Annotated in this window: 24 protein-coding genes; 12 read left to right on the top strand and 12 right to left on the bottom strand. The window is 33.2% G+C overall.

Annotation, left to right across the window (positions count from 1 at the left end; translation table 11 throughout):
• Positions 1 to 595 precede the first annotated feature (595 nt).
• A complete protein-coding gene (locus Q0871_RS01080) occupies positions 596 to 1,225 on the top strand; it encodes a GntR family transcriptional regulator (protein WP_299317114.1) in 630 nt (209 codons plus the stop codon).
• Positions 1,226 to 1,230: 5 nt separating this feature from the next.
• Here Q0871_RS01080 and Q0871_RS01075 read toward each other — a convergent pair whose 3' ends face one another.
• Positions 1,231 to 1,830, bottom strand: coding sequence for a hypothetical protein (locus tag Q0871_RS01075; RefSeq protein ID WP_299317113.1), 600 nt, complete (start codon positions 1,828 to 1,830; stop codon positions 1,231 to 1,233).
• A gap of 6 nt (positions 1,831 to 1,836) precedes the next feature.
• Positions 1,837 to 2,322, bottom strand: a complete 486-nt coding sequence (locus Q0871_RS01070) for a sigma-70 family RNA polymerase sigma factor (protein WP_299317112.1) — start codon at positions 2,320 to 2,322, stop codon at positions 1,837 to 1,839.
• A 115-nt stretch (positions 2,323 to 2,437) separates the two neighbouring features.
• Here Q0871_RS01070 and Q0871_RS01065 point away from each other — a divergent pair, with 115 nt between their 5' ends.
• Entirely contained in the window at positions 2,438 to 2,614 is a 177-nt protein-coding gene (locus Q0871_RS01065) for a hypothetical protein (protein WP_299317111.1), read from the top strand.
• Position 2,615: 1 nt separating this feature from the next.
• On the opposite strand, the gene Q0871_RS01060 is transcribed toward Q0871_RS01065, so the two are convergent.
• The 3 genes from Q0871_RS01060 to Q0871_RS01050 are packed head-to-tail and all read right to left on the bottom strand — an operon-like array spanning position 2,616 to position 5,339.
• Positions 2,616 to 3,707 carry an amidohydrolase family protein gene (locus Q0871_RS01060; protein WP_299317110.1) on the bottom strand — a complete coding sequence of 364 codons (1,092 nt, stop codon included), beginning with the start codon at positions 3,705 to 3,707 and terminating at the stop codon, positions 2,616 to 2,618.
• 1 nt (position 3,708) lies between these two features.
• Entirely contained in the window at positions 3,709 to 4,335 is a 627-nt protein-coding gene (locus Q0871_RS01055) for a nucleotidyltransferase family protein (protein ID WP_299317109.1), read from the bottom strand.
• Positions 4,332 to 5,339, bottom strand: coding sequence for an XdhC family protein (locus Q0871_RS01050; protein WP_299317108.1), 1,008 nt, complete (start codon positions 5,337 to 5,339; stop codon positions 4,332 to 4,334). Before Q0871_RS01050 ends, Q0871_RS01055 begins: the two co-directional genes overlap by 4 nt.
• Before the next feature lie 218 nt (positions 5,340 to 5,557).
• Here Q0871_RS01050 and Q0871_RS01045 point away from each other — a divergent pair, with 218 nt between their 5' ends.
• Positions 5,558 to 6,649 carry a VWA domain-containing protein gene (locus tag Q0871_RS01045; protein ID WP_299317107.1) on the top strand — a complete coding sequence of 364 codons (1,092 nt, stop codon included), beginning with the start codon at positions 5,558 to 5,560 and terminating at the stop codon, positions 6,647 to 6,649.
• Between the two features lie 203 nt (positions 6,650 to 6,852).
• Positions 6,853 to 7,683: an OmpA family protein gene (locus Q0871_RS01040; RefSeq protein WP_299317106.1), complete on the top strand. Its 831-nt coding sequence runs from the start codon at positions 6,853 to 6,855 to the stop codon at positions 7,681 to 7,683.
• 71 nt (positions 7,684 to 7,754) lie between these two features.
• Here Q0871_RS01040 and Q0871_RS01035 read toward each other — a convergent pair whose 3' ends face one another.
• From Q0871_RS01035 to Q0871_RS01020, 4 genes are read right to left on the bottom strand one after another with little or no spacing between them, the layout of a single operon-like run.
• The gene (locus tag Q0871_RS01035) at positions 7,755 to 9,218 is read right to left on the bottom strand and encodes a M14 metallopeptidase family protein (RefSeq protein WP_299317105.1); all 1,464 of its coding nucleotides are present in this window, start codon (positions 9,216 to 9,218) and stop codon (positions 7,755 to 7,757) included.
• Between the two features lie 22 nt (positions 9,219 to 9,240).
• Positions 9,241 to 9,903 carry an N-acetylmuramoyl-L-alanine amidase gene (locus Q0871_RS01030; RefSeq protein WP_299317104.1) on the bottom strand — a complete coding sequence of 221 codons (663 nt, stop codon included), beginning with the start codon at positions 9,901 to 9,903 and terminating at the stop codon, positions 9,241 to 9,243.
• Positions 9,900 to 10,325, bottom strand: a complete 426-nt coding sequence (locus Q0871_RS01025) for a hypothetical protein (RefSeq protein WP_299317103.1) — start codon at positions 10,323 to 10,325, stop codon at positions 9,900 to 9,902. Before Q0871_RS01025 ends, Q0871_RS01030 begins: the two co-directional genes overlap by 4 nt.
• A 5-nt stretch (positions 10,326 to 10,330) precedes the next feature.
• A complete protein-coding gene (locus Q0871_RS01020; protein WP_299317102.1) occupies positions 10,331 to 11,803 on the bottom strand; it encodes a VCBS repeat-containing protein in 1,473 nt (490 codons plus the stop codon).
• Between the two features lie 146 nt (positions 11,804 to 11,949).
• On the opposite strand from Q0871_RS01020, the gene Q0871_RS01015 reads away from it, so the two are divergent.
• Complete coding sequence (locus Q0871_RS01015) at positions 11,950 to 12,354, top strand: DUF2452 domain-containing protein (RefSeq protein WP_299317101.1); 405 nt, start codon at positions 11,950 to 11,952, stop codon at positions 12,352 to 12,354.
• Between the two features lie 72 nt (positions 12,355 to 12,426).
• Positions 12,427 to 13,761, top strand: coding sequence for a serine hydrolase (locus Q0871_RS01010; RefSeq protein ID WP_299317100.1), 1,335 nt, complete (start codon positions 12,427 to 12,429; stop codon positions 13,759 to 13,761).
• 369 nt (positions 13,762 to 14,130) lie between these two features.
• Here the strand turns inward: Q0871_RS01010 and Q0871_RS01005 are convergent, their stop codons facing one another.
• The gene (locus Q0871_RS01005) at positions 14,131 to 14,973 is read right to left on the bottom strand and encodes a 1,4-dihydroxy-2-naphthoyl-CoA synthase (RefSeq protein WP_299317099.1); all 843 of its coding nucleotides are present in this window, start codon (positions 14,971 to 14,973) and stop codon (positions 14,131 to 14,133) included.
• 399 nt (positions 14,974 to 15,372) lie between these two features.
• Positions 15,373 to 15,537: a hypothetical protein gene (locus tag Q0871_RS18705; RefSeq protein ID WP_367275109.1), complete on the bottom strand. Its 165-nt coding sequence runs from the start codon at positions 15,535 to 15,537 to the stop codon at positions 15,373 to 15,375.
• Between Q0871_RS18705 and Q0871_RS18700 the strand changes: the two genes are divergently transcribed.
• From Q0871_RS18700 to Q0871_RS00990, 3 genes are all read left to right on the top strand, one after another.
• On the top strand, positions 15,500 to 15,886 hold the full coding sequence (locus tag Q0871_RS18700) for a phosphatase PAP2 family protein (protein ID WP_367275108.1): 387 nt from the start codon (positions 15,500 to 15,502) through the stop codon (positions 15,884 to 15,886). The two genes, Q0871_RS18705 and Q0871_RS18700, sit on opposite strands and share 38 nt — an antisense overlap.
• A 112-nt stretch (positions 15,887 to 15,998) precedes the next feature.
• Positions 15,999 to 16,760, top strand: coding sequence for an SDR family oxidoreductase (locus tag Q0871_RS00995; RefSeq protein WP_299317097.1), 762 nt, complete (start codon positions 15,999 to 16,001; stop codon positions 16,758 to 16,760).
• A gap of 88 nt (positions 16,761 to 16,848) precedes the next feature.
• Positions 16,849 to 17,421 (top strand): DUF2911 domain-containing protein, encoded by a 573-nt coding sequence (locus tag Q0871_RS00990; protein ID WP_299317096.1) that lies wholly within the window; start codon positions 16,849 to 16,851, stop codon positions 17,419 to 17,421.
• Between the two features lie 264 nt (positions 17,422 to 17,685).
• Here the strand turns inward: Q0871_RS00990 and Q0871_RS00985 are convergent, their stop codons facing one another.
• Positions 17,686 to 18,609 (bottom strand): hydrogen peroxide-inducible genes activator, encoded by a 924-nt coding sequence (locus tag Q0871_RS00985; protein WP_299317095.1) that lies wholly within the window; start codon positions 18,607 to 18,609, stop codon positions 17,686 to 17,688.
• 108 nt (positions 18,610 to 18,717) lie between these two features.
• Here Q0871_RS00985 and Q0871_RS00980 point away from each other — a divergent pair, with 108 nt between their 5' ends.
• The 3 genes from Q0871_RS00980 to Q0871_RS00970 all read left to right on the top strand — a co-directional run bounded on the left by Q0871_RS00980 (position 18,718) and on the right by Q0871_RS00970 (position 21,950).
• On the top strand, positions 18,718 to 20,238 hold the full coding sequence (locus Q0871_RS00980) for a catalase (RefSeq protein ID WP_299317094.1): 1,521 nt from the start codon (positions 18,718 to 18,720) through the stop codon (positions 20,236 to 20,238).
• A 63-nt stretch (positions 20,239 to 20,301) separates the two neighbouring features.
• On the top strand, positions 20,302 to 20,814 hold the full coding sequence (locus Q0871_RS00975; protein ID WP_299317093.1) for an ankyrin repeat domain-containing protein: 513 nt from the start codon (positions 20,302 to 20,304) through the stop codon (positions 20,812 to 20,814).
• A gap of 146 nt (positions 20,815 to 20,960) precedes the next feature.
• Complete coding sequence (locus Q0871_RS00970) at positions 20,961 to 21,950, top strand: 2-hydroxyacid dehydrogenase (RefSeq protein ID WP_299317092.1); 990 nt, start codon at positions 20,961 to 20,963, stop codon at positions 21,948 to 21,950.
• Positions 21,951 to 21,968 lie beyond the last annotated feature (18 nt).

Genomic DNA, 21,968 nt, shown 5'->3' with positions numbered 1-21,968 from the left:
ACAAACATCATGAGAACTTTTATCAGAAACACACCAACGGAAACAAGAAGAAATTCATTCTTTTCAACTTTTAAAAATAGTAAAAGAGTACAATGGGCATCATCAAGAAATCATACTCATTAAAATAGTTACAATAAACATTCATCAATCACTCGGCTAATCACCGAACTTAAAAACAAACATCATGAGAACTTTTATTAGAAATACCCCAACAGAAACAAGAAGAAATTCATTTTTTTCAAGTTTTAAAAATAGTAAAAGAGTACAATGGGCATCATCAAGAAATCATACCCATTAAATAGTTACAACAAACATTCATCAATCACTAGGCTAATCACCGAATCTAAAAACGAATAACATGAAAAATTTTCAAAGAGTATTACCTATAACTTCTATTAAGTATAATTTATTAAATGCTATAAAAGACAAGCAGAGAAAACTATTATTTATTGAAAGACATTTAGCATACTAATAGTAAAAGAGATATGAATTCATCACTCATATCTTTTTTTACGTGCATATTTTTTTAGGTAATTCAGGCACTAAATTCTCTGTAATACGGTTATAATCGTATACGATATATTATATTTGATGTATGCTGGTTAAAATAAATTTAAGAGATCAAGTGCGCGATTACCTGTTGTTAGAGATGATTACGGGTAATTTGAAAACTGGTAAAACCATCAACTTAGCTGCACTTGCACGACATTTGAATGTTAGCGTAACTCCAATACGAGAGGCGTTAACACAATTGCAACAGGCACATATTATTAAGGCTATACCCAATAGAGGGTTCATAATCTCTGAACTTGATGTTGAAGAAGCGGAAGACTTATATGAACTAGTAGCGAACTTAGAAGTGATGGCTATTGAAAATACGGAGTTTAGTCAAGAAGATATCGTTAATTTAAAAAATCAACAAGAGGTTTTTGAAAATGCAACAAATGCTATCGATAGAATTCAGGCTGATTTAGAATTTCATAGATTATTGACCCAAGGTTATAAAAACAAATTGGCGCTTAAAATTCTACATGATTTAAAGACACGCATCTTCTTTTATGAACGTGCCTTTACTAATGATGATTCTTTCTACAACAAATCTGACAATCAGCATGATTCTATTATTTCTGCAATTGCAGATGATAATGTACCAACAGCTTCCCTCCTACTAAAAATGAATTGGATGTTGATTTTAAATTACGTGCAAAAAAAACTTACTGAATAGAGAATTTACTCTAATTCTTGTATCAACTCTTGGGCAGATTGGGTTACTTTAACGTAGCCTTTATATGCCCATCTACAAAAAAACACCATTACTATTAATGTTATAGTAAATACTACGTATTGCTCAGTTTTTAAGTTAGTTAAGAATACGTTCTTATTCGAAATAATTTTAGAAGTTACAGGTACTATAAATAAGAGGCCTACAAATCCAACGCCTATACCAATTTGTTGTAACCTTAAAAGTCTATTCTTTGTCTTCAAGTAAAACTTTAAATTTTCTTTATAAGACCCTTTTAAAATATCTATGTTTTTTATCTTTTTTAAAGTTGTAAGTACCATTACAGGTAACACAATTAGAAATGAGAGGGTGAGCACTCCGCAAATTTGCAAATACCAAGTATCTAATTTGCCAAAGTTTATCAGCACAAAGAGTGCTATAGCAAAACAGACTACGGCACCTATAGTTTCATATTTGGTAATGGTTGTAAATTTATTTTGATATTTCTGCTTTGTCATATCTAATATTATTTGGTTTGTTAATTTTTTTTGATGATTTAGTTCATCACTCATTTGTGTCCATGCAGACTGTAGTTCTTCTAATTCCATGATATATTACTTTGCCATGTTAGTTTTTAATTTCTTCTTTATTCGAGATATCTTCGTACCTACATTGCTATCGTTCAGCCCTGTAATTTGTGCTATTTCTTTATAGCTTTTGCCTTCAAGTAAAAGAAAAATAAGACCTTTTTCTAAGGTGTTTAGATGTTTTAAATGTTGATATAGTAATCGTAATCGCTCGTCGTACGCATCATCATTAGTATCTGATTGCTTTAAAAAAGCATCTGCAATGGGAACAGAATCAGGTCTTCTCTTTTTTTTCTTAATAAATGTGATTGAAGTATTCATTGCTACACGATACATCCAAGTTGTTATTTTTGAATCGTTGCGAAACGAGTCAAAATATTTCCAAAGTTGATAGACTATTTCTTGAAACAGGTCTTCTTGGTCCTCTTTATTATCGGTGTAAATTGAAGTAACCTTATATAACAGCGCCTGATGCTCTCGTATTAAATCAGTAAAGACCGTTTCTTTTTGCATTTATAAAAACCTATTTACCCATTAGTATAAGATTTATGTGGTTTGTCACACTTCAATTTAAATTCTTTTTTAAATTAGAGTAAAATAATCCTAACTCATACAACATGAGGTGTATATGTACGTTTTATTAAAAAAATATTCTGATATGCAGTTTTTAAATCCGGAAATAGAAGCTTTGACAAAAAGAAAAAATACCCCAGCACTAGCTAAAAAGCAAGTATCATGTGGTATTTTTCAAGATGTTAAAGATATCCCCGTTAAAGCAGAAACGGTAGTACTTAAAAAAGTATAATCTACTTTTCAAATAATGATGTATCTAAACCAGGAATAAGGTTCAGGGCATTTTTATAGTATAATTTTCTTAACACATCGTCAGGTAGGTTCAAGCCGTACATTGACCAAAAGGCATGATATTTTTTGTAGTAAGGAAAATATTCATCGTTGCTTTCCAATACCCTGAAATAAGTAGGAAACTCTTCTGGTTTCCAGCTATCCTTTCCAAATAATACTCTGTCTTGATATTTAATAAAGAATGCTCTGGCATTCTGAGGTTGTCTACCAAGTTCTGCAATTACTGCAGATATACCCACATTCATATTTGGCATTTCATCTAATAGTTCCCCTAATTTATCCAGGTTATTAGCATGCCAACCCATGTGAGCATTTATGAATTTGGTATTCGGATGTTTTTTAAACACGTTATGTTGTTCTTGAATAATTTGCTCGAAAGGCGCAGGGTCTGTAGCTGTACGTTTTCTTCTAGGGTGCGTTTTTAATTCTAACCAACGTTCGTTATCAGCATCCATATCATCCCAGAAAGACTTTGGATCCGCAGCATGAATTAATACCGGTACTCCCATTTCAGCACATTTAGCCCATATAGGATCTAAACGAGGATCATCTATTGCCAAACGATTACCATCTACATCTTTATTACGCAATCCTAAGCTTTTAAAAATCTTTAACCCTTTAGCTCCGTTCTTAATATCTTGCTCTAATTGGGCTGCAGCCTGTTTTCCCCATTCCATGTCTTTTGCTCCTTCAAAATCTACATTGGCAAAAACTACAAACCTATTAGGGTAACTTTTATTAATATTATCAATTTTCTCTTTGAGACTTTCTCCAGACCTTCCACTCAAGTTCACCATTATGGCTTCGTTCATAGCATCCATATGAGAAATTAATCCGTTTAAAGCCTCAACTGACATATCTCGTTGATGGCTATGAACGTCTATAAAAGGAAATTTTGCTTTGGTGATTTCACCACCGGGCACTACCAAAGTAGATGTAGGATTATATTCTTCAAAACCCATTTCTTGGGCTAGTAATGGCGAAGATAGTAAGGACGTTAGCACTATAAGAACTATATATTTTAATTTGATCATGTTACGTATTAAGTGTGTTATTGGTTCGGTTTAATAGATTCTGATACTCTAGGTTTGTGTCTATATCAATAATTTGATTTGCTGCATCTAATGAAATAATTACATTGCTTTTATCGTTTAAAATTTCTTTAGCACCGAAATCTCCTTTTAATGTACACAACTTTTCAAACAGCAATTTAGGAAACAATGCGGGTACACCTACTTTTTTATCATAGTTTGTTGCAATGATTTTTGATGGATGCTTTATGAACTCTTCAATTAATGAATTCAAGTATTCAAAACTTAATAATGGCTGGTCTGCAAGGCAAATTAAAACACCGTCCAAGCCAGGTGTTTGCTTAAGTAACACTTTAACCCCGTGGGCAATACTATCACCCAATCCGTTTTCCCAATTTGAATTAACGATGACATCTATATCTTTTTCTTTTAAACTACACTCAGCACTAATAAATTCAGCGTTTGAACCTAGTACGACATGAATTGATGTTGAATTGGTCTGTTGAACAGTTTTTATGGTTTCCATTAAGAAATTAGAATCTTTCCATGGCATTAACTGCTTGATTCCGTCCATTCTGCTAGAAGCACCAGCTGCCATAATAAGAACCGCTATATGTACATCTTTCTTCAATGAACAGATTTCAATTTGTCTTTCAACATTACAGGTTGTGTTTTTCTAATTACGGTCAATATTTCTGCAAGAATAGATATTGCTATTTCTTGCGGCGTTTCAGCTCCAATATTTAATCCTGCAGGACCATGAATGTTTTCAATAAAGTCTAAATCAATATCCATATCATGTTCCAATAATTCAGATAGCAATTTCTCCCTTCTTTTAATTGGTCCTAAAATTCCTAAATATGTAGGTTTACTATTTTTTAATCTCATTAAATATTTCAAGTCTTTTACATAACTATGTGTCATTAAAAGAATAGCGGTATTCCTATCTATTGTTTCAACAGGAAATTCTTCTGGTTTAAAGTCCAATAATCTATCAATACCATGAAAATCAGCAATAGTTTTATTCTCTTTTGGTGTTACGGCAACGTTCACTTCCCATCCCATACCCAATCCAAAATGTGCTAACTGAACAGTATCATGCTCACTACCAATTAATAAAAGTCGTTGACAAGGTTGCATTGTTTGGCTAAATACTAAAGCTTGTGATTGCGCTATGGTATATTTATTAAAAGTATAGGACTTAGAATTTAGCGCTATGAAGCTACCGTATCCATCTAAAATGCCATATTCTTTTTGATATGATGTATGAAGCTCAAAAGGTTTTCGATTTTCAATGACTGAGTTGAAATCATTTATAAGCGCTTCGCTTGGTGAAAAGGATTCCAATAAGATATAAAGTAAACCTTCACAACCTAATCTGAATCTACCATCATAGGTCATTAGTTTTGTAATTCCATTCTCAAATACTGATTGTGCTTGAAACAAAACTTCTTTCTCTACACAACCACCACTAACTGCACCTATCATTACATCATCTTCACGAATAAGCATACGAACTCCAGGCTTGCGATATGACGATCCGTCTAAATCTACGACAGTTGCAAGCACACACTTCAAATTTGCCAATTTAGCAATGCAGTACTCCTTAATAATTTTCTTGAATTCGTGAGTCATTAACCATAGATTTTACACCTTCTAAAATACTAAAATACTAAAATTAATGCATATATTCCTAAAGCCTATTCGTCTTAAAGACAAAGAAATAAAGGTGTTTACATAATTTCAAATACCTAATTTCTTCGGCTTTAACAATCTTTAACATTTATTTTTTCATTCATCATAATTTAAATAAACTTTGTCCGTTCTGCTAGTTGAACCTATAATTAATTAATATGAAAAATTTCTTGAAGTCCTTTAGTGTATTGTTTATGATAGCACTATTTGTTTCTTGTGGTAATGCAGATGATGATGTTAGTTTGAACTTAAATACAGGAGACGGACTAGGAGAAGGCACCGTAGTAGATGATTGTTTAGGACTAGAAGAAGGTGAACTTGTGCTATCTATACAAGATCAATACACTACCCTACCTGGTAAAGTATCTGTATTTTTTAGAGTATCCGATACTGGCGGAAATCCGGTTCCTGGCTTAACGGCAGATCAATTTACAATTTATGAGCAAGGTAGAAATGACGATTGTTTTAATACGATATCTACTTCAGAATCATCGGCACGTATATCACCAAACTCGCAAATTTTCTCAAATAACACCTTACTTATTTTAGATTTAAGCAATAGTGTTTTGAGCAGTAGCTTAGATGAATTAAAATTGGCTTCCACTAGTTTCATTGAGGCTATAATGCCAGAAACAGCCACCGAATCTGTAAAAATGGCAATCTATTGGTTTGACGGTGAAGATGAGTTGCACTTATTAAATGAATTGACATCTTCAAGAGTTGAACTTACAGAAGCAGTTGACGGAATTACAGATGATATCAGTAATGACCCTTCTACAGATTTGTACGGTGCAGTTATAAAGTCAACAGATATTGCATCTGATTTAATTGAAGTATCTACTGAGGGTGGTAAAATTGGTGCAGCATCAGTAGTTATATTTACAGATGGTACGGATCAAGCTTCTCGTTATACAGAAGAAGCAGCGTTGAAAAAAGTAGATGAAGCGAATGCTAACATATCATTCTTTAGTATTGGTCTTGGAGCAGAAATTGATACTGAAGTTTTGACCGCTGTAGGTAAAACAGCAAGTGTTTTTGCTACTAACAAAGATGAATTGGAAAACACATTTAGAGACATTTCTGAAAAGGTTTCTGAAAGAGCAAATAGCTTTTACTTATTTGAGTACTGTAGCCCTAAAAGAGATGGTAGTGGTGAAAATAATTTAGCTATTGAAATTAATACCGGTTCTAGACAAGGAGCAGTACAAACCAAGTTTAGCGCAAACGGATTTACAGGAGGTTGCGAATAAGTAATTCTCAGACGAAATATAAGAAGAAGCATGAAAATGCTTCTTTTTTTTGCTCTAATATGAAATAAACAACCTATTGATAATCATTTTGTTGAGCTATATATTACCAATCAGATAAACATAGCTTCTGTATTTAAACATCCGTTTATCGATTTGTGCCGTATATAAAACCGATTAGACTAATATTAATTAAAAAGAACAAAATGAAAAGATTATCCTTAGTTACTATAGTATCGGTAGCACTTTTATCGTCTTGTGTTTCTAAAAAGAAATATGTTGCTTTAGAAGATAACTTATCTCAAACTCAAAGTACATTACAAAAGACACAAGTTGAGAAAGAAGAGCTACAAGCTCAAATGACAAAAATTGAAGCTCGTGTAGAAGAGTACAATTCAAAAATCAACTCATTGAAAGATATGAACGATAGCCAGTTCACTAGCGTTGATGATGTTGCTGTTATGAGTAACAATACAAAAGCTAAGATGAGAAATACATTGAAAAATGTTGATCCTGCAAAATTAGCTGGTGCACAAACATTACAAGATTCAATGAACTTGGCTGTTTCTTACAAATTGAAGCAATCAATTTCTGAAGAAGGCGAAGATATCGATGTTAGTATTGATAAGACTGTAGTAATGATCAATATCTCTGATGAGTTATTATTCAACACAGCTAGTTATAATGTGAGCAGCAAAGCAAACAAGATTTTACAAAAATTGGCTGACGTAATCAAGTCAGAGCCAAGTATGGAAGTTATGGTTGAAGGTCATACAGATTCTAGAACAATCAACACTCCGATGGTTTCTGATAACTGGGATTTAAGTGTAAAACGTGCGACTTCAATTGTACGTAAATTACAGAAAGAATACGATGTTGATCCTTCTCAATTAATCGCTTCTGGTAGAAGTAGCTACTTGCCTTTAGTAGAAAATGATTCTAAAGATCACATGGCAATGAACAGAAGAACAAAAATCATAATCTTACCTAACTTAGATAAATTCTTTGCACTTTTAGATGCAGACGATAATATGTAAGAACTATGGTATTATAAAAATAAAAAGGGAAGCATTAGCTTCCCTTTTTTTATGCTTAAAAATTAAATTCGTTACCTAAAGATCATTGCGTTTGGTACTTGAATGTGAGGTTTATTAAGGTCTACTAAGAATCCGTTAATTACCGCATATGCTATAACTCCGTCTTTTTCTAAAAAGAAAGTCGGGTTAATTCCCGGCATTAAATTCAATTCTGGAACTGTATATTTTTCTCCAATTAAATGAACAGGATAAGGTGAGTTAATATTTTTAGCAGGGAATGATGATAAACGTAAATAACCATATCCTTGTTTTAATACATCAGTATAATTTAATCCTTGTACATCACTAAAGTTATTTAAAGTCTTCGGGTACACTTTTGCTTGTTTGATTGTATAACCAGTAGCATCTAACGTTTCATAGCCATAATATGTTGAAAGATCTCCTTGGTCTAAAATTCTACTACTATACCAGAAGGAGTTGTGATCGGGGTAATCTACCTCAATCTGATTCATACCGATATCTATTTTATAGGTATTACCCATAAGTTCATAGCTAGCGCCAACAATTTTTAAATCGAAAAGCTTTCTATCGTTCTCCGGTATTTTCTCGTATTCATCAAAATCAATAGCTTCATAAGACTTTTGAGCGATAGTATAAATGGCAGATAAAATAGAGGTGTAATTCAGTTTTCTGATTTCTTGCTTTTCAACATCCTCGTGAAATCCGCCAGATTCAATTAGAATAGTACTCGTCCCCCATTTTTGAATATTATCTCCAAAAGCTCTTGGCTCAAAATCATCATTATATCTACCTACTTGCCCGGGAGCATATTTTTGAAGAATATCATTCATAAAAACAATAATCTTCATGGCATTACCACGAGTTTCATTAATATCTTTCTCATAATTATAAGCAGGAGCTAAATATGAAATTGTAGCTGGCTTTTCTGTGCGTTCAGCATTATAATACGTGCTTTGATCATGAAGATTGAATCCGAAATCAGCATCAAGACTATCTCTAACTCTTTTCAAGGTTTGAGATTCTGGGGACTGTAAACGCAGCGCATCCCTATTAATATCTATCCCTAACAAATTTCTACGTTGGTAAAGTTCGGCTCCATCAGGATTCAGCATTGGTAAAAAATGTACCGTTAAATTGGCAAGAATAGCTTCTTTTTCTTTTTTAAAATCAGGACTATCAAAGAAATTAAGAATATCAAAAATGGCTTGTGTAGCCGTTGGTTCATCGCCATGCATTTGAGACCAAAGAAAAACATCGGTTTCACCTTTGCCAATGCTTATCAAGCTTAAATCTTTGCCACCAATAGATTTACCGACCGTATGTACTTTAAACTTGCTATTAGCAGAAAGGTTATCAATAAGCGGTTGAATATCTGTTCTTTTAATACGTCGTTTACCAATAGAACCTTCTTTGTAATTCTCATAAGTGTCGTACAACTGAGTGGTAATATTATCTGATTGCCCAATTGCAGATAATGTGCATAAGCTTAGTATGGAGAGTAATAATTTTTTCATTTATAGTTCTTCTATTATATTGCTATTTTGTTTTTGGTAACTCTTTAAAATTTAATTTCTTAACCGCATTCCTGACCTTACCCATGAACTCGGTTCCCGGATCGGTTTTCACAGTTCTATAACCTTCATCTATTTCTAACCAAAGTGGGTGATTTTCAAAAAGGGTGTATTCATAATGCCCGATTAAATAATCGATATCATACTTATCTTTCAAATACTTTACCAGCCAAATATTAGAATTCAACTGTGCTTTTGTCAAAGGTAGCTCTTCAGTACCACCAACATTCTCCACTCCAATGGCACAATGGTTGAGACCAATGACATGGCGCGCCATGGTAGTTTCTGGTAGCAACTGATATATAGTACCATCTCTATCTACCATAAATTGAGAAGATACATTTAAGCCGCTTACATTTTTAATATCTGGTCTCCAATTAGGTAAGGTTACCGGGTCAAAGGCTTCAAATGATTTTTCGAAAGTGGGAATGACCGTCCAATGTAAAACAATCATTTTAGGTTCAATTTCCGGAGAATCTTGCTCCAAACCATATCTATTTTGTAGATATTCTAAGGTCAATATTTTACGCTCCTCATTAAACGTAATGGGATGCTCCACAATAGTTTTGGAGGAAGAACAAGCAGTTAAAATACAAATGAATAAAAGGTAAATAATATGATGTTTCATTCTTCAATAATTTCTAAGCTATCCTTAGGAACAGCGTATGATATGGTAATTTTACGTCTACCCCATTCCTTGGCTTTCTTTACATCTTCTCCCATGTAAATATCAATACGGTTGCGCCAACGAGAATGCATTTTATCTTTTACCAAAAATATACCATCAAAGGTATCTATCTTCACCATGGTATTATAGCTTAATCCTTTCTTTAATAAATCTCTAGAAACAGCAATCCATTTTTGACCAGGTTTAATAGAATCTCCCCATGCAGTAATAGCAGGGTGTTCATAAGACGTTTGATATGGCAGGGAGTTATATGCAGTTGCGGTAACATTAATAGGAACCCAATTATACTTATCATCCATAGGTTTCTCTGAACAGCTTAAAGCTATTATCAAGATTATTATAATAGATGATCTTTTTATCATACCTACTAATGTAGCTTATTTTCTAAAATTAAAAGATCCGTCTTACTTTCTTTCCAAGCTTTTTCTAAATATTCTGGTACAGGCGTAAAAGAAAAAGTAAGTGAACTTAAAACGATATCTTCATCACCATCAGCATCAATATCGGCAGCATCCATTAAGAACCACCTCCCCATTTTTATATCGTTAAAGTACTGCTGCTTAAATTCGTATTGTTCACTGTTTATATTCTCTAAATACACGAAATTATATTCAGGATGGTTCTTATAATCAGGAAAAGTAGCTAAAAGAGCAAAATCTAAATCACCATCTTGATCAAAATCGTTTGCTATTAATCGTGTTGCGCCATTTAAAGGATGAAAATAGGTTTCTGTAAAATTATTTTCGCCGTCGTTTATATGAATACGCATACCGTGGTAAGGTTTGTTTACAAAGGACTTATCGGCATTATCACCGTTTACGGTAATGATATCATCATATCCGTCACCATTATAATCTACTAATTCAAACCAACTTGAACCGTAAACCGGACTAAAACGTATTACTTTCTCTGTTGTAAATTCTAAGTTATCTTCTTGATATAAAATGTAAATAGCCTCATCACCTTGCGACAACATGACCACTAAATCATCTTTGCCATCTTTATTCATATCCTTAGGTATTACCCTTAATGCACCTGGTAAATCTAAAAGCGTTCTTTCTTTATAAAAACCGAAACTATCTTTTTGTAGTAAGGTCAGTTTGCCTTTTAGGTCTCCAAACTCACTAATGACAATTTCTTCATTTCCGTCATTGTTCAAATCAGAATAGATGGTATGTACAGGTCTGTGTAATGAATCTTGAAGAACAGCGGTAGCGTTACCATGCCTTAATACAGATTGCCCTCTAGGAATTTCATTAGGGTCCATCTTCCCCATATTTGTTACATAAATACTATCCTTCAGTATTCTAGCATCAATAATGGCAGAATTAAAATCTCCTAATAATTTAGAGGTTTTTGTATTAAGGTTAAACTCGTTTAACTGTCCGTTACGAGTACCTGTAATTATATTTTTTGAATCGTCTTCTATTTTTATATACGTAATTAAGCTGCCTCCTATACTATCAAGACTAATTGGTAAGGGGTTAAATTGAGATAGCGGTGTACTTTCTGTAATGGCATTGTCATTATTTAAACTATCTGGTGCAAGCTGAATAATATACTTTTGTAATAAATCCCAGTTCTCTAATGGTATCAATGGTTTTGAAGGATATACACCTGTTTTTATTACAGCAATCTGTTCATGAAATGGTAATTTGTAGTAGGGATGTTTTTCTGGAGTAATAATACCCATTCTAGCTCCCATTTCTGGTAAAACATAATCTTGCCAAATATTTTTAGGCAAAGATTGAATATCTGGAGCCACATGGCAGTTAGCGCAATAGCTATTGTAAAGAACAACTTCTCTAGAAGGCTTTTCTGTATTACACGAAAAAAACAAACACAATAAAATGCAGTAAAAGCAAGATTTAAAATCCATTAGAATTAGATAGCGTTATTAAATTTGGAATTAAAGAATGGAAGATACCTATACCCCTATAATCTTGCAAGCGATAAATGCAGGCTTTTCTTTAAATTTGTACTGCTATGAAAAAAGACAAAAAACCAGATAATGTAGTTTTCAATGAAGATACCCAAGAGTATCACGGAAAACTATCCCCTTTTGCAACCGGAGTATCAGCACCAAAAATTACTCCGCCAGACGTAACCTCTTGGAAGAATACGCATATTGTAAGTGCTAATAATCAGTTTAAGGCAGAATATGAAGCACTACAAGCATCGTATAAGAAACTGATGGATAATTTTGAATACAACAATCTTGTATACAGTGCTAAATTCAGTTTTGAGCCCATTGTAGGTAAAGAATACCATTTATATAAAGCAAAAGATGAAAGCATATTTCTATCATTGATTTTACCTCAAGAATGTAACTTTAATTATGTTGGCAGTTTTAAGCTTACATCAGATAAAACATGGGAGAAATTGAAGTAATTCGGGTAATATAAGCGGTATATATCAACATAGAATTTCAACACATTTTAATTTTATAATAACACAATAAGAATGAAGAAAACAAAACTACTTTTAGGCATTGTCTTAGTTGGTATTATTGCCGCTGCATATTTCAACTACCCAAAACTAAATCTAATTTCTGGCTATGCTTCTAAAAACATGGCTTCTAGTGTTTTTATTGCTGACAGAGGTGTTGATTACATTACTCTAAACGATAATAATATGCCTTTAATTAAATTGGCAGATTGTGAAGTTTCGGCAGACGATAAATCTGCCACTGCCAAGGTATACGGGCTAATGCCAAGAACAGCGGTGTATAAAGAAGGACTAGGAGCTGTACTAACTAACAAAGAGTTTTCTAAACATAATTTCGACATTGTCCCCAATAGATTTCAAGTGCAAGATTCACTGTCTTTCCCCTATGGAAATAACGGTGTAATCGATACTATATTAGAAAATGTAGCCTATGATAAATTAGAAGTAGCCTTTGAAAATGCTTTTAAGGATCCAGAACAAAAAACAAGATCTCTTTTAATTGTTCATAAAAATCAAATTATTGGAGAGCGTTACATTCGCGGATTTTCTAAAGACACAAAAATTCTTGGATGGTCAATGACCAAAAGTATATTGGCTACCCTTTATGGTATTTTGGAGTATCAAGATGAAATCGATATGGAATTTAAGCCATTTGCAAAGGAAATGAGCATGAAGAACCACAAGCCCGATATTACCCTTAATCACCTATTACGTATGCAAAGCGGATTGGAATGGGACGAGAACTATTTTAAAATATCTGATGTAACAAAGATGCTTTTTTTAGATAGTGATATGACTTTGGCGCAGCGGTATAAAAAAGTGGTCGCCGAACCAACAGAAGTGTGGAACTATTCTTCTGGCACTACTAACTTACTTTCTGGTATTCTAAGAGAGCAGTTTGCTACACATCAAGAATATTTAGATTTTCCCTATAAAGAACTGATTGATAAAATTGGAATGAACTCTATGCTCTTAGAGACCGATTTATCTGGTAACTATATTTTGTCTTCATACGGATGGGCAACTACCAGAGATTGGGCTAAATTCGGATTGTTATACTTGAATAAGGGAGATTGGAATGGAAATCGCATCTTTTCAGAATCTTGGTCAGACTATGTAGCCAAACCTACAATCAATTCTAATGGAACCTACGGTGCACACTTTTGGTTGAATGCCGAAGGAAAATATGAAGACATTCCTCGTGACTTATATTCGGTAAACGGATTTCAAGGACAACGCATTTTTATTATACCGTCTAAAGATCTTGTGGTAGTCAGAACCGGACTAAAAGAACAGACCGACGAGCAATTCAACACATTGTTGAAAGAAATAATAGCTTCTATTCGATAAAAAGGGCAAAACTTTAACCTTTTAAATGCAATACCACATTTTTTAAGCAATTCACAACAATATTCTCTTGTGTGGCAACAATAGTTTCAAAGAACTCTAAATGATATATACATTTACAGTGTTATTAAAAACGAATTAAAATTTTTCATTTTCATATAGTGTTCTCGTAAAAGAGTCTGATCTTCACTGATCGGACTCTTTTTAGTTTAGGGTGTTTCCAGTTTCCAGTTTCCAGTTTCCAGTTTCCAGTTTCCAAAGACTAAAAAAGTTCATTTTTTCTAAATAAAAAATGAACTTTTTTAAGGTCACCATCAACGGACAACCATCAACGGACAACCATCAACGGACAACCATCAACGAATAACGAACCTACGGTAGCCAATTATCCTTTCCAAAATTAGGTTTACGCTTTTCTAGAAATGCATTTCTACCTTCTTTAGCTTCTTCTGTCATGTATGCTAGTCTGGTTGCTTCACCTGCAAATACTTGCTGACCTACCATTCCGTCATCAGTTAGGTTCATAGAGAACTTTAGCATTTTTATTGATATAGGAGATTTCTCTAAAACTTCTTGTGCCCATTGAAAAGCAGTGTCCTCTAACTCATCATGAGGTATTACGGCATTTACCATACCCATATCAAAAGCATCCTGTGCAGAATAGTTTCTGCCTAAAAAGAATATTTCACGTGCTTTTTTCTGCCCCACCATTTTTGCTAAATAAGCAGATCCATATCCACCGTCAAAGCTGGTTACATCAGCATCGGTTTGTTTAAAAATAGCATGTTCTTTACTAGCTAAAGTCATATCGCAGACCACATGCAGACTATGTCCGCCACCAACAGCCCATCCCGGTACTACGCAGATGACTACTTTCGGCATAAAACGAATCATACGTTGCACTTCAAGTATATTCAAACGGTGTTGACCATCTTGACCAACATACCCCTTTTCTCCCCTAGCCTTTTGATCACCACCAGAACAAAAAGACCATATTCCATCTTTTGTAGAAGGTCCTTCCGCAGAAAGCAAAACTACTCCAATAGAAGTGTCTTCTTGAGCATCGTAAAAAGCTTTGATTAACTCACTTGTAGTATGTGGTCTAAAAGCATTTCGCACATTAGGACGGTTAAATGCAATACGCGCTACGCCGTCACATTTTTTATACGTAATATCATCAAATTCTATAGCCGTTTTCCAGTTGGGTAATTTCATAATTTCTAACAATTCTATTATCGTATAAAGATAAGGGTTCAAAGTATACCTGTCCAAATTTGAAGATGATGTTAAAGAACCTATCATATAGTAATTAACTCAATCGAGTTAGTTATCGATTTCTTTGAAACAGTAGATGTGTCCAATTACTACTATGTTTACGGCACAAACAATAGAACATTTCATGAAACAAACCCTTTTTACTTTTATAAAATCGCTTCGTGAATTTTTAGCGAATAAATTAAACCAATACAACACAACATTACCCTACGTAATTACTGTAATTATTGCTTTGGTCATCGTTGTTGGCGGAATTAATTTATTTGTAGAATTGACAGAAACCTTAAAGACAGAAACACTTGCCACTTATGACACTGCAATTACAGATTATGTAATTTCTTATCGTACACCCGGTTTAACCTCGTACTTTAAATTTATGACCAATGTTGGTGATGTGTACGGATATTTAATAGTACTAGTGGTTTTTCTCTTAATCTCGCTTCTAGTCTTTAAACGGTGGAAATACGTGGTACAGGCAACATTGATATTAGCTTTGGCTACCATTTCTAATATGGTATTAAAAAGATTTATTGACCGTGCACGACCCGGAATTGAACATTTGGTTTCTGTAGAGACGTTGAGTTATCCTAGCGGTCATGCAATGAGCGCGATGGCATTCTACGGATTTCTAATTTTTCTGGTCACCAAGTTCAATATTCAGAAAGTAATAAAATATGTATTGATCATCACGTTAATAACAATTATTATAAGCATTGGAATAAGTAGGGTTTATTTGGGAGTCCATTTTCCTTCGGATATAGCAGGCGGCTTCATTGCCGGATTCATTTGGGTAGTCTTCTGCGCATTATTATTTGACCTAATAGAGCTGTTTAAACGTGATTCTACAACATAAAAGCATCATCTTTTAATATATAAATAACTTTACTTATACTTTATAAAAGAATTGATTTTAATACTTTAGTTAGTAGCAAAAACAACACAAAAAAAATTAAAGAACTAGAATTATGTCAAGAACGAAAATAGCATTGGTAACCGGTGGTAGCCGCGGAATAGGAAAGAATATAGCGTTAAAGATTGCCGAAAAGGGATTGGATGTTATTTTGACCTACCACTCAAAAAAAGATGCCGCTGAAGAAGTTGTCAAGCAAATTGAAAAATTAGGTCAAAAAGCTGTAGCATTTCAATTAGATACAAGTGATACTTCTAGTTTTTCAAGTTTCTTCAAGAGGATCACCATGTATTTGAATGAAAATTACCGCGCTGCTAAATTTGATTATTTGATAAATAATGCCGGAACGGGAATTTACAAACCATTTTTAGAAACTACCGAAGCAGATTTTGATGAGATGATGAATATTCATTTAAAAGGTGTTTATTTTTTAACTCAGCATGCTGTTGAACAATTGAATGATGGTAGCGGAATCATTAATATTTCATCTGGCTTGGTAAGAGTAACTATACCTGGATCCTCTGCTTATGCAAGTATGAAAGGTGGTATTGATGTATTTACACGATTTTTGGCAAAGGAGTTAAATGATAAAAAAATACGTGCAAATGTAGTAGCTCCTGGTGCTGTAGGAACAGACTTTGGTGGTGGTGCAAATAAGGACGATGAGGAAAGACGTAAAAAAATTAGCAGTAACACGGCACTTGGGCGAGTTGGTGAGCCAGAAGATATTGGAGGTATTGTAGCTTTTTTATGTACCGAAGATGGCGGTTGGATCAATGGTCAGCGTATAGAAGCAACTGGTGGAATGATGCTATAAATCTTTCTATTAACATGAGTTATTGTGCACTTAAAGTATTAATAATTATTAAATTTAAAAGCTAACTAACTACATAAATATAATTCACATGAAAAAAATCACCTTAATTTGTGCATGTTTTAGTCTCTTCACTTCCATCTGTTTTTCGCAAGATTTTAGAGGATTAGATAAAAGTCCGTTAGATAGAGTGTATTTACCAGATCATTTTGCCCACGACATAAAATTTGCTCCAGAAAGAAACCTTCCAGATTCTCCCATTCTTAGGATAGATTATAGTAGACCTCAAAAAAACGGTCGTGTGGTTTTTGACGGTATGGTCAAATACAATGAAATATGGCGGTTAGGTGCCAATGAAGCCACAGAAATCAAGGTCTATAAAGATGTGAAAATAGATGGAAAATTACTTAGAAAAGGTACGTATACTATGTACGCAATACCCACAAAAGATATTTGGACAATAATTTTTAATAAAGATGTTGACCAATGGGGTCATTATAGTTATGATGAGAATAATGATATTTTAAGAGTAGATGCACATGTATTACATAAAAATAAACCAGTAGAAGAATTTACCATACAGTTTGAAGATTCGGAGAATGGTATTGCATTAATGTATATCGCTTGGGACATGGATAGGGTTGAAATACCTATAAGCTATTAAAGATATTCATTCTTTAGTTTGAAAGAAATACCTAACATATCGTTTCAAGGTCCTGACCACACTAAAGATATGGTGTCTTTAGTGTTAATGAGTTATTCACACGAATACTTAAAATGCATACCACAACCCTATGTAGTCAGATAGGATTTATATTTTGCTGTATATCAATTGTTACGTTATGGATTAACAAACTTATAGACCATCTTTGTCTCATCTTAAAAAACCAAATGCTTCAAAGGAACCAGGTTAAATAACAATAAAGAACTACCTCCAATTAATTTTAATAAATCGCTCATTTTTCTCAAATTCTTTTGGAGTTTTATCTAATATTTCTAAACGTAAGGCATCAATTAAAACATCTTTAGAAAATGTGTGGTGGGTTACCAAACTAACTTCGCGTATAGGCTTAGGTTCGTTAAAATGAAGTATACTGCCTTTGTCAGTATTGTTTATGGCCATTTCTGGCACCAGAGTGTATCCACCATAATTATCTACCATTCTTTTAAGGGCTTCAATAGATCCACTTTGAAATTGAATATTCTTATTATTATCGGTATTCCCGCAAATATTCAGTACTTGTTTTCTAAAGCAATGTCCATTTTCTAAAAGCCAAATATTATCAAGTTTTTCTATCTCGGCAGCACTTATAGAATTCTTCTCCTTTTCAAAACTATCTTCTTGCCCGTAGAAAATGAATGGTTCGTTATATAATTTTATTTCTCGAATAAAAGGTTCATTTAATGGTGTCACCAGAATACCTAAGTCTATTTCCTTTTTTTGCAATGCCATAATAATTTGATCGCTCTCCATTTCCTGAATTTTCAAAATGGTATTGGGGTATTTCTTGGAGAAACTGCCTGAAATCAAAGGAATCAAATAAGATGAAATTGTAGGTATAACGGCCATTCTGTATTCCCCTTCTAGATTGTCAAGTTCTACATTTACCATATTTTTCAATTCCTTTACTTCATGTAGAATTACTTTGGCTTTTAAAATAAAAACTTCCCCTAAATCAGATGGTTTAAAAGGCGATTTACTTTTGTCAAATATTAAAAATCCTATTTCATCCTCTAATTTTTTTACTTGAATGGTAATTGTAGGTTGTGTTACAAAACACTTTTCTGCAGCCGTAACAAAGTGTCTATAAGTATCTAAGGCAATTACATATTCTAATTGTTGTATGGTCATTTATGGTACATATTAATTTTACCAATACAAGTATATAGAGTATTAATTTGATTGATACGGGTATGTAATTGAATTTTGCAGCAACCTTATAAATTAAATCTATATAAAATGAAAAAGAAATTAGCATCACTTATCGTGCTTTCAATTGGTATAATGGGTTTTTCCCAAACCAACGAAACTATTACCACTAATGGTGGTGTACCTGTTGGTGATAATCAAAACTCAAAAACTGTAGGCGAATACGGTCCGGTTTTATTAGAAGACATCTATTTAGTTGAAAAATTAGCTGCTTTTGATAGGGAAAGAATTCCAGAAAGAGTAGTTCATCCAAGAGGTGCGGGAGCTTCAGGATATTTTGAAGCGACAAAAAATATGTCAGCTTTCACTAAAGCAGTTCCTTTTTCCAATGTAGGTAAAAAGACAGAATTAGCAGCACGTTTTTCTACAGTTATACATGGCAAAGGATCTCCAGAAACAGCAAGAGACCCACGTGGTTTTGCTGTTAAATTCTACACCGAACAAGGAAACTATGATATTGTAGGTAACAATTTACCAATTTTCTTTATTAGAGATGCTATCAAATTTCCTGACATGGTACATTCCTTAAAACCATCTCCAGAAACCAACAAGCAAGATCCTAACAGATTTTTCGATTTCTTTTCACATGTACCCGAAGCTACACATATGCTTACTAGGTTATATACTGATTTAGGTATTCCTAAAGGATATCAATTTATGAACGGTAGTAGTGTTCATGGTTATAAATGGATCAATAGTGAAGGAAAAGTAACCTATGTAAAATATGCTTGGGTATCTAAACAGGGTGAAAAAAACTTTAACGTAGAAGAAGCTGCAGCGCAACAAGGTAAAGATTGGCAACATGCTACGGTAAGCTTAAGAAAAGATATTGATGATAAGAATTTTCCGCAATGGGACCTTTATGTTCAATTGATTAAACCAGAAGATTTACATTCTTTTGATTTTTGGCCTTTAGATGCTACCAAAGATTGGCCAGAGGATAAGATTGAGAAAATAAAGATTGGTACTATGACTTTAAATCAGAACCCTATAAATTATTTTGAACAAGTAGAAAGTATAGCCTTTTCTCCTGGTGCATTGATTCCGGGTGTAGAACCATCAGAAGACAAGTTATTACAAGGTAGATTATTCTCTTATTTTGATACACAAAGACATCGTTTAGGTCCTAATTTCTTGCAATTGGAGATAAACAAACCATTAGAAGATCCAAAGAATTATAATTCTGATAGTTGGAACAGTGCCGGTAATAAACGATTTGAAAATCCCGATGTTAATTATCAGCCAAGTTCTAAGGCTACATTAAAAGAAAACCCTAAATATAAACAGTCAGAAACTACCTTATCAAATGTGACCATTACTCAAAAGAAAATCACAAAGACTAATGATTTTGCACAAGCAGGTGATTTCTACAGATCATTATCAAAACATGAGCAGGACAATTTAATTAAAAATTTGAAGGGTGATTTAGGTCAGGTTACAGATAGAAACATTCAAATGAAAATGATAGGTTATTTCTATCAAGCAGATAGCGATTTTGGTATGAGAATAGCAAAAGAACTAGGCTTTTCTCAAAAAGATTTTATGCACTAGAATATAAGTAACAATTAACTAAGGGGATGCTTAGTAGCATCCCTTCTTTAATATTTAAAAATTATGAAAAATATACTAATACTATTAATTATGATCAGTACAATTACAAGTAGCGCTCAAGATATTTTTGAAGTATCACGTAGTGGAGATATCGATTCTCTTGAAAAAATATATGACTTAAATAAAGATGCTATAAACGCGGTTGACAATAAAGGATTTACCCCTTTAATTCTTTCAGCTTATAATAATCAAAAAGAGGTTGTCGCATACTTATTAGAAAAAGGGAGTAACGTAAATGCACAAGATGCATCGGGTAATACAGCTTTAATGGGGGTTTGTTTTAAAGGAAATTTTGAAATCGCTAAAATGCTTATTGATCATGGGTCAGAAGTAAACCTACAAAACTACAATGATGCTACAGCACTTATTTATGCAAGTACTTTTGGTCATACTGAAATAGCTGATTACCTGCTTAAAAACAAAGCAGATGCATCTATAATAGATAATAGAGGTAACACAGCATTAAAACACGCACAGATGCAAGGTAATACCGAGGTAATTGCACTTTTAAAATAAATTACATATCGTCTTATTAAACCACAAAATGCCTTTAAAAAAGGCATTTTGTGGTTATTATATTTAACACATTATTTAAAATTGAATATGTTCTTTACAAGGTTATATTTATCTTCAAATTATATTTCATCCTTAAATAACCAATAATGAGAATAGCTGTTTTTAGTACCAAAACTTACGATCAAGAATATTTTGAAAAATACAATAAGGAGTATAACTATTCTTTTTCTTTTTATGAAACAGCCTTAAATCCTAATACTGCCAAATTAGCTGCTGATTGTGATGCGGTCTGCGTTTTTGTAAATGATATTGTAGATGATAATACTATAAAAATACTATCCAAAAATGGAATTCAACTAATTGCGTTACGTTGTGCCGGTTATAATAATGTAGACTTAGATGCTGCAAAAAAAAAGAATATAAAAGTGGTTAGAGTTCCTGCATATTCTCCAGAAGCGGTTGCCGAACATGCCTTAGCGTTAATTCTAACGCTCAATCGTAAAACACATAAGGCTTACAACCGTGTACGAGAAGGTAATTTTTCGCTTAAAAACCTTATGGGTTTCAATTTAAATAACAAAACTATTGGCGTTATTGGTACAGGAAAAATTGGGGAAACATTCTGTAAAATTATGAAAGGATTCGGTTGTAAACTAATAGCTTATGATATAGCTGAAAACGAGAATTTAGTAGCGCTAGATGTAGAATATATGTCATTAGAAAAGGTACTTGAACAGTCGGATATTTTATCACTTCATTGCCCGCTGAACAAGCATACCAAACATATTGTTAACAAAGCCTCTATAGCATCAATGAAAGACGGAGTAATGATTATTAATACCAGCCGTGGTGCCTTGATAAAAACCGAAGACGCCATTGAGGGACTCAAGAATAAGAAAATTGGGTATTTAGGTATTGATGTTTATGAGCAGGAAGAAAATCTTTTCTTCGAAGACCATTCTGAGGTTATTATTGAGGATGATATGTTGTTAAGACTGTTAAGTTTCCCTAATGTACTTATTACCTCTCATCAAGCATATTTTACAAAGGAAGCTATGGATCAAATAACTACTATTACCTTAGAGAATATTAAATCATTTGTAAATAAATTAGAGCTGAAGAATGAAGTGATATAATTAAACTTCTAACGTTAT

Source organism: uncultured Maribacter sp., from assembly GCF_947500985.1.
GTDB lineage: Bacteria > Bacteroidota > Bacteroidia > Flavobacteriales > Flavobacteriaceae > Maribacter.
Note: the sequence above shows the minus strand (reverse complement) of the source record. Positions and strands in the feature narration are given on the sequence as shown.